Raw genomic sequence first — 12,233 nt, 5'->3', positions numbered from 1 at the left:
CGCCCCGGTCGGCAGACCCGCCGCGACGAGGCCCCACGCTCCGACTGACCCCCGGTCGCCGCGATCTCAGGGTCGCTGCCGTGCGGCGGGCCGGGAGGAGGGCTCGGAGCCGGCCATGTCGAGGAGGACCATCGCGTCGTAGTCGGGGGTGCCGGGTTCGGCGTAGTAGGCGTTGAGGCGTTGGCCGGGAGTGCCTTCCAGCTGCATGGACTGGTAGCCGAGGGTGAGGTCGCCGACCTCCGGGTGATGGTAGGTCTTACGGCCGTACGGGCGCGCCTTCACGTCATAGCGCTCCCACAGGCGCGCGAATTCGGGGCTCTTGAGCAGCAGCTCGCCGACGAGCTGGGCGAGGTCGGGGGCGTCGGGATCGGTGCCCGCCACGGCTCGCAGGCGGGCGACACAGCCACGGACCTGATTGTCCCAGTCGTCGAACAGGTCGCGCGCCGCAGGGTGGAGGAAGACATAGCGCGCGATGTTGCGCTGCTTGACCGGCCAGTCCTCCATCCCGGCGAACAGCCGCAGCGCGGCGGGACTGTACGCCAGCAGGTCGGTGCTGCGGCTGACCACGTACGCGGGGTTGGGCCGCAGGCTCTCCAGCAACAGCTTGACGCCGGGCCGTACGGTCCGGCTGGGGACGGTCGGCGGCTCCGGGGTCTGGCGGGCGGCCCGCAGCGCGAGCTCACGCAGGTGGTCGTGTTCCGCCTCGTCCAGGCGGAGGGCACGGGCGAGGGCGTCGACGACCGGCGGGCTGGGGCGGGTCTCCTTGCCGCGTTCCAGGCGCGTGTAGTAGTCGATGCTCACCCCGGCGAGGGTGGCCAGTTCCTCACGGCGCAGGCCGGGGGTACGCCGCAGGCCGGGGCCGACCGTGAGGCCGACTTCCGCGGGGGTCACCTGAGTGCGGCGGGCGCGCAGGAAACGCCCCAGCTCCGTACCGCCGGCACCGCCGCTCTGCTGCCTCGTCATGTCTCCAGTCTGGCGGCGCCGTCATCCGCCTGACAGTCACGTGGGGGGCCCTGTCACACCCCCGAACACCACTCCCCGGCACGGCGCGGTCTGCCACGCGGCGAACTCGGCTGGAAGGCTTGATGGCATGCGCACCACCACACTTGGCAGCAAGGGCCCGGAGACCGGCGTCATCGGCCTGGGCTGCATGGGGATGACCTTCTTGTACGACATGAAGGCCGCCAGGGACGAGAAGACGTCGATCTCGGTGATCCACCAGGCCCTCGATCTGGGCGTGACGCTGCTTGACACGGCCGACGTGTACGGCCCGTACACCAACGAGGAGCTGGTCGGCCGGGCCCTCGCCGGCGGCCACCGCGAGCGCGCGGTGCTGGCCACCAAGGTCGGACTGGTCGTGAGCGACCCGACCGGCGGCCCCGACGACTCCCCGCTCATCGTCAATGACGGCCGCCCCGAGCACGTCCGCAGGTCGATCGACGAGAGCCTGCGCCGTCTCGGCACGGACCACGTCGACCTGTACCAGCTACACCGGGTCGACCCGCAGGTGCCGCTCGAGGAGACCTGGGGGGCGATGGCGGAGGCCGTGGCGGCGGGCAAGGCCCGCTATCTCGGCCTGTCCGAGGTGACCGTGGAGCAGATCAAGCGGGCTCAGGCGGTACACCCGGTGACGTCCGTGCAGTCGGAGTTCTCCCTGTGGACCCGGGACGTACAGGATGAGGTCCTGCCGTACTGCGAGGAGCAGGGCATCGGCTTCCTGCCGTTCTCCCCGCTGGGGCGAGGATTCCTCGTCGGCCGGTTCTCCTCCTTCGACGACCTGCCCGAAGACGACCGACGCCGTCGGCTGCCACGCTTCCAGCAGGACGCGCTGCGCGCCAACCTGGCCATCGTCGGCCGGGTGCGTGAGATCGCCGAGCGGGCCGGGGTCACCCCGGCACAGGTGGCGCTCGCCTGGGTGGTGGCCCAGGGCCGGTACGTCGTGCCGATCCCCGGGACCAAGACCCCGAAGTACCTGGTGGACAACACCGGAGCCGGCGATGTCGAGCTGAGCGCGGCGGACCTGGCCGACCTCGACGCACTGCCCGCGCCGACCGGAAGCCGGTACTGACCCGCCGGGCGGGTAGGAACACGCGGCGGCGAGAGCGGCCGCACAACGGATTTCACGATCAGGAGATTCACGATGGAGTACACCCGTCTGGGCACGTCCGGGCTGAAGGTCAGCCGCATCGCGCTGGGCTGCATGAGCTTCGGCGCTTCCGAAAGAGCGTCGTGGGCGCTCGGCGACGAGGGGGCCGAGCCGATCTTCCGGCAGGCCATCGAGCTCGGCATCACCTTCTGGGACACCGCCAACATCTACGGGCAGGGCACCTCGGAGGAGATCGTCGGACGTGCGCTGAAGAAGTACACGCGCCGCGACGACATCGTCCTGGCCACCAAGGTCTTCTTCCCGCTGCACGAGGGCCCTGGCGGCTCAGGGCTGTCCCGCAAGGCGATCATGGAGCAGGTCGACGCCTCCCTGAGCCGGCTCGACACCGACTACATCGACCTCTACCAGATTCACCGGTTCGACCCGGAGACTCCGGTGGAGGAGACGATGGAGGCGCTGCACGACGTCGTGAAGGCCGGCAAGGTCCGCTATCTCGGCGCGTCGTCGATGTGGGCGTGGCGGTTCGCCGCGATGCAGCACGCCGCCGAGACGAACGGATGGACGAAGTTCATCTCCATGCAGGACCAGTACAACCTGGTGCAGCGCGAGGAAGAGCGGGAGATGTTCGGTCTCCTCGCCGACCAGGGCGTCGGCAGCCTGCCGTGGAGCCCGCTGGCCGCCGGCCTGGTCGCCCGGCCCTGGGGCGAGAAGAGCACGACCCGCGCCCAGAGCAACCCGACCACCGACCAGCAGGGCCGTCCGCTCTTCCTCGACAGCGACAAGGCGACCGTGGACGCGGTCCAGCGCATCGCCGAGGCACGCGGCGTCTCGATGGCGACGGTGGCCATGGCCTGGGTGCTGAACAACCCCGTCGTCAGCGCGCCCATCGTGGGCGCCACCAAGCCACACCACCTGGCCGACGCCGTCGCGGCGCTCGACGTCCGGCTCACCGACGACGAGGTCCGCTCGCTCGAGGAGCACTACACCCCGCGCGAGCCCACGTACTTCTGACCGCTGGAACCACCGGATCTGTCAGGCGCGGCCGAACCGGGAGGCGAACCGCGCGGTGAACAGGTCGGCGCCCTTGCGTTGGTAGACCGTCTCCGCCGTGGCCGCCGCGACACCGTCTGGTGTCGGGAGCTGGCCGATGCCCGCGCGCGTTCCCAGCGGAAGCAGGATCCTTCGCTCGGGCGTCGGTGTGTGAACGGCGCCCGGCTGGTCGCCGGCCAGCTGCGCTTTGATGTTCTTCACCACGACGTCGGCATGTGTCATCGCGTAGGAGGCCATCTTGGGGTCGGGGAGAGCGGCGATGTCTCCGATCGCGTAGACGTGTTCGTAGCCCTGGACGTTCAGTCGCTCGGTGACCGGAACCGTTTTCTGCTCGGTCAGCGGTGAGAGGGCTCCGTCGGCCAGGTAGCCGGTGTTGATCTCGACCCCGAAGGCTCGAAACCAGATGTCCGCCACGATCCGTTCACCCTGGTCGGTGGTGACCGCGAAGCGGTCGGCCCGACCTGCCTCGACCGTCGGCAACGCGGTCAGGCCGGTACCCAGCCGCACGTCGATGCCGAGCTCGTCCAGCTGCCGGCGCAGCTCGTCTCGCACCTCGGGAAGGAAGCCGGGGAGCAACCGATCGGCCCGGTCGAGGATGACCACGTACTTGTCCGGCCAGACGTCCTTGATCTCGCCGGCGAGCTCCAGGCCGACCGGGCCGGCGCCGAGGATCAGCACGCGGTCGGTGCCGGCCAGCTCCCGGTGGGTCGCGCGCAGATCGTCCAGTTGCTGGGCGATGCTCGTCGACGCATGGTTCGGTTTGGCCGGATACGTGTAGCCGGAGCCGGTGGCCAGGACCAGACAATCGGCCTCGAATCGCTCGCCCGAAGCGAGCGTGACGCCCTTCGGATCCACTGAGACGGCTCTGTCGCGGATCACCCGTCCCTGTCGAAGCAGCGTCGCGAACGAGAAGAACGCGTTGTGCGCCCAGTCCGGTCGAGTCAGTGCCCGCAGCGACGCGGCCGCGTTGACGAAGGCCTCCCGGGGGTCGATGAGCGTGACGTCCGCCTCCGAGTCCAGCTCCTTGGCGACCAGCGACCCTCCATACCCTCCACCGATGACCACCACTGTGTGATTCATTCCCGCTCCTCCGCGCATTGCCGTCGTTGGGCGGCATGCGCGGCCCACCATGACGAGAGGCCGCACAGGACACGCCTCGAAGTTGACGCGACAACTTTAAGTACGGGAAAGTTGTCGCGTCAACTTCGAGACGTTACGATCGTGCCATGGCGAAGCCCCGCACCCTGGAACCCGAGCAGTGGGAGCTTTGGAACAGCTGGATGCAGGCGCAGCGTCTCCTGGCCCGTGAGCTGGACCGTGATCTGCAGCGCGACTACGGCATCTCCAAGGCCGAGTTCAGCGTGCTCGTGTCGCTTTACCGGGCGGCCGAGGGCCAGATGCGCGTGGGTGAGCTCGCCGAGTCACTCGCCTGGGAGAAAAGCCGCGTGGCGCACCAGCTGACGCGGATGGAGAACCGCGAACTCGTGGATCGGACCGAGAACCGGTCCGGCCGTCGGATCGGGATCGGACTGACCGCCAAGGGCCGCAGCGCGGTGGAGAACGCCATCCTGGGGCATGCGGACAACATCCGCCGATACTTCTTCGAAACGCTCACGCCCGAGCAGGCCGCGGCCATCCATGCGTGGAGTCGGCAGGTGGTCGACCGCATTGAGGCGCGCTGCGGTGAGGACGCCGATGGCGTCGCTGCGGAGAGCGCCGATCGGCCTGACGCCAACCAGTCGATCAGGTGACTGTCCGCACCAGGCGCGGGCGGATGATCGGCGTGGCGGCTTTCAGCGCTGCTCCGGTTCGGGCGGGCAGGACGCGGCGTCCTCCGGTCGGAGGGTGTCGGTTGGCTCGGCGGTGACGTTGTGCTGGAGCCGGTTGAGCAGGCGGTGCAGCGCCGCGATCTCCTCGGGCTGAATGCCCTGGCGGAGGCGCTGATCGTGGGACTGCGCGGCGGTCGCCAGTTTCCGGAAGAGCCGCTCGCCGCGCTCGGTCAGGGCGACCTGGTGAATGCGACGGTTGGCAGGGTCGCGCTGCCGGGTGATGAGACCGTCGGCCTCCATCGCGTTGAGGTGGTGGGTCAGGGTGGCGCCCTGGATTCCGACGGCGCTCGCGAGTTCGCGCTGGTTGGCGGGCCGTTGGGTCTTGAGCGTGAGCAGGATCAGCCAGATCGGCAATGAGCCGCCGGCCGCGGCCAGGGCGTCGTCGAAGACCCGACTGACCGTCTTGGCCGTCTGGGACAGAACCAGCCCGATGGGGGGCCCGGAGAAGGCAGCCATAGCCGAACACCTTAATCGATTCCCACCAAGCCTAACCGTTTGACATCTCACCGTTAGATATCTAATAGTTGACGAAAGCCTACCGACCGGAGGGTTCGATCATGAGTACTCAGAAGCAGGTTCTGGAGCTGGGCCGCCGCTGGGCCGAGGCGGAGCAGAACGCCGACGTCGCCGCGCTCGAGGAGCTGGTCACCGACGACTTCACCCTCGTCGGCCCCGCCGGGTTCGTGCTGCACAAGCCCGAATGGCTGGACCGTTACCGCACCGGCTCCCTCACCACCCACACCCTGATCTGGGACGAGGTGGAGATCCGCGACTACGGCACCACCGCCGTGGCCGTCGGCCGGCACACCCAGAAGGCCGAATACCAAGGGCATCCGGCCGACGGCCGCTTCCGGATCACCCACATCGCCGTCCTACGAGACGGCCGATGGCTGCTGGCCGGCCTGCACATGAGCCCGATCGCCGGTCCGTGACGGCGATACGGCAAGGACGGATCATGCGCGTCAGCATCAACATCACCCGCTATTCCTGGCCGGACGGCCCGGAACGCCTGGGCGCCGAGCTCGAGCGGATCGTCCGGCTGGCCGACCAGACCGGCCTGGACACCGTCTGGGTGAGCGACCACCTGCTCCAGGCCGACCCGACCAGCACCTTGGACGCCGAGATGCTGGAGGCCTACACCACGCTGGGCTTCCTGGCCGCCCACACCCGCCGCGTCCGGCTCGGCACGATGGTGACCGCCGCGACCTTCCGGCCGCCCGCGTTGCTGGTCAAGGCCGTCACGACACTGGACGTGCTGTCGGGCGGCCGGGCCTGGCTGGGCATCGGCACGGGCCACCACCAAGGCGAAGCCGACGCCATGGGACTGCCGCTGCCGCCGTTGCCCGAACGGTTCGAACGGCTGGAGGAGACGCTGCGGATCGCCGCCCGCATGTGGGCGAACGACACCAGCCCCTTCGAAGGCCGTCACTTCCGGCTGGGCGGCCCGGTCAACAGCCCGCAGCCGCTGCGGCGCCCGCACCCGCCGGTCCTGATCGGCGGCATGGGCGAGCAGAAGACCCTGCGGCTGGTCGCTCTTCACGCCGACGCTTGCAACCTGTTCGACATTCCCGACGGCGGGCGTACCATCCGCCACAAACTGGGCGTCCTTGCGCGGCACTGCGAGGACGTCGGCAGGCCCTACGGTGAGATCGAGAAGACGGTCAGCGCCCGCTTGGGAGAGACCGAGTCCGCCGACGGGTTCGCCGAACGCTGCGCGGCCTTCGCCGAGCTCGGCCTCGACCACGTCGTCGTGATCACCAACGGCCCCTGGACCGAGGACGCCGTGGCGCGCCTGGCCGAGGCGGCGGACCGCGTACGGACGGCCTGAGTCGCGCTCGTACCTGGTCCCCAGGCGGCGGACCGTGTACGGACCGCTTGAGCCGCACTCGTACCTGGTCCGCGAGCCCGGGTACGTGGCGCGCCCGGCCCAGGCGGCGGACCGCGTACGGACCGCCTGAACCGCACTCGTACCCGGTGCGCGAGCCCGGGTAAGACGATCTCGCGACGATGATCGCGGGATACGCGGCGTTCGGTCGCTCCGTCGGAGTCTCTTGGGAGACGCGGCATGATGGCGGCCATGACGCGACGTTCACTGCGGGTCGTCTTGGCCGAGGACTCGGTCGTCCTGCGCGACGGCATGGTGGAGCTGTTGTCGGCGCGAGGGTGCTCGGTCGTCGCCGCGGTCGGCACGCCGGACGGCCTGCTGGCGGCGGTCGCCGAGCACGGCCCCGACGTCGCCGTCGTGGACATCCGGATGCCGCCGTCGCACACCGACGAGGGCATCCGCGCCGCCCTGGAACTGCGGCAGAGCCGGCCGGAGGTCGGCATCCTCGTCTTCTCCCAGCACGTGGAGGCCGTCCTGGCGGCGCGGCTGCTGTCGGGCGGTGCCGCCGGAGTCGGGTACCTGCTCAAGGAACGGGTGGCCCGGACGTCCGAGCTGGTCGACGCCCTGCACCGGGTAGCGACGGGCGGTACGGTGCTCGACCCGGAGATCGTCACCGGGCTGTTGGAGGGGGGCACTCGGCGGAGCCGCATCGATGTGCTCACCCGGCGGGAGCGCGAGGTACTCGACCTCATGGCGCAGGGGCATTCCAACCGGTCGATCGCCCAGCGCCTGGTCGTGACGGAGCGGGCGGTCGAGAAGCACGCGGCCGCCATCTTCCTGAAATTCGACCTGCCGCCCACCGAGACCGACAACCGCCGGGTCAAGGCGGTGCTCACCTACCTGACGGAGACCGGATCGCCCTAGGGGGTGTCCTCTTCGTGTGGCTGCGCGGCGCTCGCTACGAACAAGATCCACCGGACACGCCCCGAGCGGAGGGCCAGGGCGGACCGCGTCCGCGATCGGACGGGGTCTGATCAGACCGTGATCGGCAAGTCGGCGAGGACGGTCGTGGGACCGCCGTCGGGGCTGGTGATCCGGAAGGTCCCGCCGACGGCCTCCACTCGCCGGCCCAGTCCGGTCAGCCCACTCCCGGCGGCCGGGAACGCGCCGCCCTGTCCGTCGTCGGTCACCACGAGCCGGACCCGTTCACGGGCGGCGACGACCTCCACGACGGCGGTGTCCGCGCCGCTGTGCTTGGCGGCGTTGGTCAACAGTTCGGCGACACAGAAGTACACCACGCGCTCGATCGCCGGGTCCGGTCGTTCTCGCAGGTCAAGGCGCAGGTCGACCGGGATCGGGCAGCCACCGGCCAGGGACGGCAGGGCGGCGCCGAGCCCGGCGTCGAGCGGGATCGGATTGATGCCCCGGGTGATCCGCCGCAGCCCCGCGATGGCGTCGTCGGTCTGGGCCCGCGCGCGGGTGAGGAGAGCGGCCAGCCGGCCCGACACCGGATCCGGGTGCTCGCCGAGCGCGTCGTCGGCCAGCGAGAGGGTCATGGCGATGGCGACCAACTCGGCCTGCGTCCCGTCGTGCAGGTCGCGTTCGATCGAGCGCAGCGCCTCGGTGTTCTCGGCGGCCAGCGCGTGCCGGGACCGTTCGAGCGCACGCAGGCGCCGTTGCCCGGATGTGGGGCCGAGCAGGAGCCGGGCCAGCCGGCGGTTCAGCGCGCTGGCTCCGCGGACGGCGGCGGGAACGGCCGTCAGCAGGACGACTCCGAGGAAGAGCCCGGCCACGGGCACCCACCACGGGTCCGGGCGCTCATGTGGAGGGAGCGTGAGGGCCAGGAGCGGAAAGCCGATCAGCCAGAGCGCGCCCACCGGCAGTACGGCCACGGCGACGAAGGCCACCAGCCCGGCCGGAAGACGGAGGACCAGGTACAGCAGGGCCCGCCAGCCCGCCGGGTCGGTGAGGCCGGCGCGGATCCAGCCGAGGACGCCGGGCGAACGCGGCGTCGGCTCCGGACTCGGGAGGTCCTCCCTGAGGAGCCGGGTCACGGCGCGGCGGTGCAGCCCACCGAGCACCCCGGCGCCCCGCAGACCGGCCGCGACGAGCGGAAGCCCGACGAGGGTCACCGCCAGCAGCGTGCCCGCGTACAGCATGGCGAAGACGTAGACGGCGCCCACGACGGCCACCGGCAGCCCCGCGACGGCGAAGACGACCTCCCCGGCCCGTACGGTCGGCGTGAACCGTCGGGCCCGCCGTACCCATCCCGCCCGCCGCGCCGCCTCCGGACCCGCACCCCGCCCGGCGTGCGCTTCGGGCGTGGCCGGGGGTTCGGGTCCGGTCTGCCGTTCGGGCGTGGCGGGAGGTCCGGGGGTGGTGTGCCGTACGGGCTCGGAGGGCCGTCCTCCGGTCTCGGTCGGTGCGTCTGCCCGGACGGGCCGTTCGGGTCCGGCGGGGCCGTCCCCGGGGAGGTCAGCCACGTTGCCCCGCGACCGTCTCCGTGGCCGGCCCGGAGGTCGCGCGTCGCCCGGTGAGGAGGATGCCCAGCGCGGCCAGTACCGCCACACCCGCGGCGATCGACCCGTACCCGATCGGGTTCACCGACGGGAGCGGGGAGCCCGGCAGGGTCACGCTGAACGAGGTCACGGTGGCCACCGCGACGGCCGTGCCGGTGAGTGTCCCCACCGCCGTGATCAGCAGGCACTCGGCGCAGAGCACGGAGGTGACCTGTCGGCGGGTCGCGCCGATCAGGGTCAGCAGTGCGAACTCGCGGCGCCGCGCGGCGGTCAGCGCCGCCAGGGTGTTGACCGTGGACACGCCGCCGAAACAGACGAGGAGGGTCAGTTCGACCTGGCGGAGCCAGGTGTCGCCGGCGGAGTTCACCGAGGCCATCTCCGTTCCTGCGAGGTGGCGGGAGGCATCGCCGACCGTATCGCCCATGAACCGGAACGCGCACGCCAGCGCGGTCAGCAGGGCCAACGGGACCACCGCCGACGACAACCGGGCGGCGTACCCGCGCAGGTTCGCGTCGGCGAGCCGGCCGGACCGAGGCGCGATGGCCCGGATGGGAAGACCGAGGACCGTGACGACGGCCACGGTGAACAGCGGCCCGAGGAGCGCGACCGCCGCCATGAGGGCCAGTGTGGCCAGCAGCGCGCCCTGCCCGGCCTTGTCCGGGGGCTGGCGCGCGACGAAGAGGCAGAACGCGACCCCGCCGCCGAGCGCGAGCAGGCCGGCCGGCGTACGGATCGGCCCGACCCGGCGGTCGCCGCCGACGCTCTCTCCCAGCGCGACGGCCGGTGCCACACGGCAGACCGGGCGGGCGGCGAGCACGGCGGACAGCGTTCCGAGAAGGAGCGCGATCACCGAGGCCGCCACCGCCGGCACCGGGGTGAACGGGATCCGGCTTCCCACGGGCACCAGGTCCCGTTCCACCAGCGCACCGAGGAGACGGTGAGCGCCGAGTGTCCCGGCCGCCCAGCCGACCGGGCTGACGAGGGACACCACGATCAGGACCTGCCGACGCACCAGCCCGCGGACCTGCCGGGGAGTGGCCGCCACGGTGCGCAGCAGCGCCAGTTCGCGGTGCTGCTGGCGGACCGCGAAGCCGAGCGTATTGGCCACCACGAACAGGGCCACCAGGATGGCGATCTCCCCGAACGCGCCCCCGATGAGCACGAGACCGGGCTGCCCGGCGCGCGCCGGGGGAGAGACGACACTCGCGGCGATCAGCGACCCGAACAGGGTGATCGCGGTCACCGCCATGAACAGGGCCGTGGCGAGCCCGGCGAACGTCGCCGGCCGGGTCCGGATCTGCCCGAAGGCGAGCCGCAGCACATCAGCCTCCCAGCCGGCTCAGCCGGTCGGACACGGTCGCCACCGACGGGCGTTCCAGGTCGTCGACGATGACGCCGTCGGCGAGCACGAGGACGCGGTCGGCGTATCCCGCGGCGACGGGGTCGTGCGTCACCATGACGCAGGTCTGCCCCCGTTCGTCGACGCCGGTCCGCAACAGCGACAGGATCTCCGCGCTGGTGTGCCGGTCGAGCGCTCCCGTCGGCTCGTCGGCGAACAGCACCCGGGGCCGGGAGACCAGCGCCCGCGCGATGGCGACCCGCTGCTGCTGGCCGCCGGACAGCTGCCCCGGACGGTGCCGCTCGCGCCCGCCGAGCCCCACCTGCTCCAGCGCCGCCCGTACGTCCGCGCGCCCGGGCGGCCGCCCGGCGAGGCGTCCCGGCAGCGTCACGTTCTGCTCGACCGTCATCGCGGGCATCAGGTTGAACGACTGGAACACGAAACCGACCTCTTCGCGGCGCAGCTCCGCCAGGCGTCGTTCCCGGAGCCGGGACACCTCCGTCCGCCCCCACCAGACCGCGCCGGCGGACGGCCGGTCCATTCCCGCGAGGCAGTGAAGCAACGTCGTCTTGCCCGAGCCGGAGGGCCCCATCACGGCCGTGAACGTCCCCCGAGCGAAGGCGACGGTGACGCCACGGAGGGCATGGACGACGTTCGCGCCTCTGCCGTACCGGCGGTGCAGATCATCGCAGCGAGCAGCCGCGCCATCGTCGGCCGTGTCGTCCGGGGACGAGGCGGCGCCATGCGGCCGGTACGGCGAGGCGTGAGGCGGGCCGCCGTGCCGATGCGGTGAGGCGGCCGCGCCGGGTCCGGGGCCGTCGTGCCGGTGCGATGAGACGGTTGCGCCGGGTCCGGGGCCGTCGTGCGTCGGGAGGAGTGCGTCCTGCCGGCCGTGCTCGTTCGACGAGGGCATGTCCCAAGCCTCGTGCCGGTACGGGCCCCGGCACGATCGTGCTGCCATCCAGATTCGGGGTACGGAAAACCGCACCCCACCGCGAGAACCGAACGGCGTTTTGAACACCACCTCGCCGACGTCCGAGGTGACGTCGTCTTCCTGCGCGGCCAGATCGCCGACGACGTCGACGTACTGCTCGTCGCCGGCGTGACTGTACCTACTAGTATGTACGGTCTTGGCCGCTCTGAGAGTGAGGACCACCGACATGCCATTGGTTCGCATCGACGCACTGGGGACCGCCGTTGATCGGCTCGACGCGCTCGGCCGCGCCGTGCACGACGCCTGGGTCGAGACCATGGGCGCCCCGCCGGACGACAGGTTCCAGGTCCTGGTCGGGCACGATGGGACCACCAGCACAGTCCGCTACGACGATTACCTCGGTGTGCACCGGGACGACGGCGTCGTCTACATCGCGATCACCATGCGCTCGGGACGCCCGCCCGCACAGAAGAAGGCGCTGTACCGGCGGATCGCCCAACTCGCCCACGAGTACGCGGGCACCGAGCCGCGGAACGTCTTCATCACCGTGACCGAGAACGCGCCGATCGACTGGTCGTTCGGCTACGGCGCGGCGCAGTACGTCGACGATGCGCCTGCCCGGTGACTCGG

13 protein-coding genes are annotated in these 12,233 nt (G+C 71.2%); 7 read left to right on the top strand and 6 right to left on the bottom strand.

Annotated features, from left to right (window positions below; translation table 11 throughout):
• Nucleotides 1-66: 66 nt before the first annotated feature.
• Nucleotides 67-963 (bottom strand): helix-turn-helix transcriptional regulator, encoded by an 897-nt coding sequence (locus ACQP2O_RS39650; RefSeq protein ID WP_433174326.1) that lies wholly within the window; start codon nucleotides 961-963, stop codon nucleotides 67-69.
• Nucleotides 964-1,090: 127 nt separating this feature from the next.
• Here ACQP2O_RS39650 and ACQP2O_RS39645 point away from each other — a divergent pair, with 127 nt between their 5' ends.
• Nucleotides 1,091-2,068, top strand: a complete 978-nt coding sequence (locus tag ACQP2O_RS39645; RefSeq protein WP_433174325.1) for an aldo/keto reductase — start codon at nucleotides 1,091-1,093, stop codon at nucleotides 2,066-2,068.
• Nucleotides 2,069-2,140: 72 nt separating this feature from the next.
• Nucleotides 2,141-3,118, top strand: a complete 978-nt coding sequence (locus ACQP2O_RS39640; RefSeq protein ID WP_433174324.1) for an aldo/keto reductase — start codon at nucleotides 2,141-2,143, stop codon at nucleotides 3,116-3,118.
• A gap of 21 nt (nucleotides 3,119-3,139) precedes the next feature.
• Here ACQP2O_RS39640 and ACQP2O_RS39635 read toward each other — a convergent pair whose 3' ends face one another.
• Nucleotides 3,140-4,237, bottom strand: a complete 1,098-nt coding sequence (locus ACQP2O_RS39635; protein WP_433174323.1) for an NAD(P)/FAD-dependent oxidoreductase — start codon at nucleotides 4,235-4,237, stop codon at nucleotides 3,140-3,142.
• A gap of 146 nt (nucleotides 4,238-4,383) precedes the next feature.
• Between ACQP2O_RS39635 and ACQP2O_RS39630 the strand changes: the two genes are divergently transcribed.
• Nucleotides 4,384-4,908, top strand: coding sequence for a MarR family winged helix-turn-helix transcriptional regulator (locus ACQP2O_RS39630; protein WP_433174322.1), 525 nt, complete (start codon nucleotides 4,384-4,386; stop codon nucleotides 4,906-4,908).
• A gap of 42 nt (nucleotides 4,909-4,950) precedes the next feature.
• Here the strand turns inward: ACQP2O_RS39630 and ACQP2O_RS39625 are convergent, their stop codons facing one another.
• On the bottom strand, nucleotides 4,951-5,442 hold the full coding sequence (locus ACQP2O_RS39625; protein WP_433174320.1) for a MarR family winged helix-turn-helix transcriptional regulator: 492 nt from the start codon (nucleotides 5,440-5,442) through the stop codon (nucleotides 4,951-4,953).
• Between the two features lie 101 nt (nucleotides 5,443-5,543).
• Between ACQP2O_RS39625 and ACQP2O_RS39620 the strand changes: the two genes are divergently transcribed.
• The 3 genes from ACQP2O_RS39620 (at nucleotide 5,544) to ACQP2O_RS39610 (ending at nucleotide 7,735) form a co-directional block, all read left to right on the top strand.
• Nucleotides 5,544-5,918: a nuclear transport factor 2 family protein gene (locus ACQP2O_RS39620; protein ID WP_433174319.1), complete on the top strand. Its 375-nt coding sequence runs from the start codon at nucleotides 5,544-5,546 to the stop codon at nucleotides 5,916-5,918.
• A 23-nt stretch (nucleotides 5,919-5,941) separates the two neighbouring features.
• Nucleotides 5,942-6,814, top strand: a complete 873-nt coding sequence (locus ACQP2O_RS39615; protein ID WP_433174318.1) for an LLM class F420-dependent oxidoreductase — start codon at nucleotides 5,942-5,944, stop codon at nucleotides 6,812-6,814.
• Nucleotides 6,815-7,063: 249 nt separating this feature from the next.
• Complete coding sequence (locus tag ACQP2O_RS39610) at nucleotides 7,064-7,735, top strand: response regulator (RefSeq protein ID WP_433174317.1); 672 nt, start codon at nucleotides 7,064-7,066, stop codon at nucleotides 7,733-7,735.
• A gap of 110 nt (nucleotides 7,736-7,845) precedes the next feature.
• Here the strand turns inward: ACQP2O_RS39610 and ACQP2O_RS39605 are convergent, their stop codons facing one another.
• Genes ACQP2O_RS39605 through ACQP2O_RS39595 form a run of 3 tightly spaced genes read right to left on the bottom strand, consistent with a single transcriptional unit; the run spans nucleotide 7,846 to nucleotide 11,582 of the window.
• Nucleotides 7,846-9,294: a sensor histidine kinase gene (locus ACQP2O_RS39605; RefSeq protein ID WP_433174316.1), complete on the bottom strand. Its 1,449-nt coding sequence runs from the start codon at nucleotides 9,292-9,294 to the stop codon at nucleotides 7,846-7,848.
• Nucleotides 9,287-10,651: an FtsX-like permease family protein gene (locus tag ACQP2O_RS39600; protein ID WP_433174315.1), complete on the bottom strand. Its 1,365-nt coding sequence runs from the start codon at nucleotides 10,649-10,651 to the stop codon at nucleotides 9,287-9,289. Before ACQP2O_RS39600 ends, ACQP2O_RS39605 begins: the two co-directional genes overlap by 8 nt.
• A 1-nt stretch (nucleotide 10,652) precedes the next feature.
• The gene (locus tag ACQP2O_RS39595; RefSeq protein WP_433174314.1) at nucleotides 10,653-11,582 is read right to left on the bottom strand and encodes an ABC transporter ATP-binding protein; all 930 of its coding nucleotides are present in this window, start codon (nucleotides 11,580-11,582) and stop codon (nucleotides 10,653-10,655) included.
• Between the two features lie 247 nt (nucleotides 11,583-11,829).
• Between ACQP2O_RS39595 and ACQP2O_RS39590 the strand changes: the two genes are divergently transcribed.
• Nucleotides 11,830-12,228 (top strand): tautomerase family protein, encoded by a 399-nt coding sequence (locus ACQP2O_RS39590; protein ID WP_433191300.1) that lies wholly within the window; start codon nucleotides 11,830-11,832, stop codon nucleotides 12,226-12,228.
• The last annotated feature ends 5 nt before the right edge of the window (nucleotides 12,229-12,233 follow it).

Origin of the sequence: Actinoallomurus sp. CA-150999, assembly GCF_050942425.1 — a bacterium.
Lineage (GTDB): Bacteria > Actinomycetota > Actinomycetes > Streptosporangiales > Streptosporangiaceae > Actinoallomurus.
The sequence above is the reverse complement of the archived record's forward strand: the minus strand, read 5'-3'. Positions and strand labels throughout refer to the sequence as shown.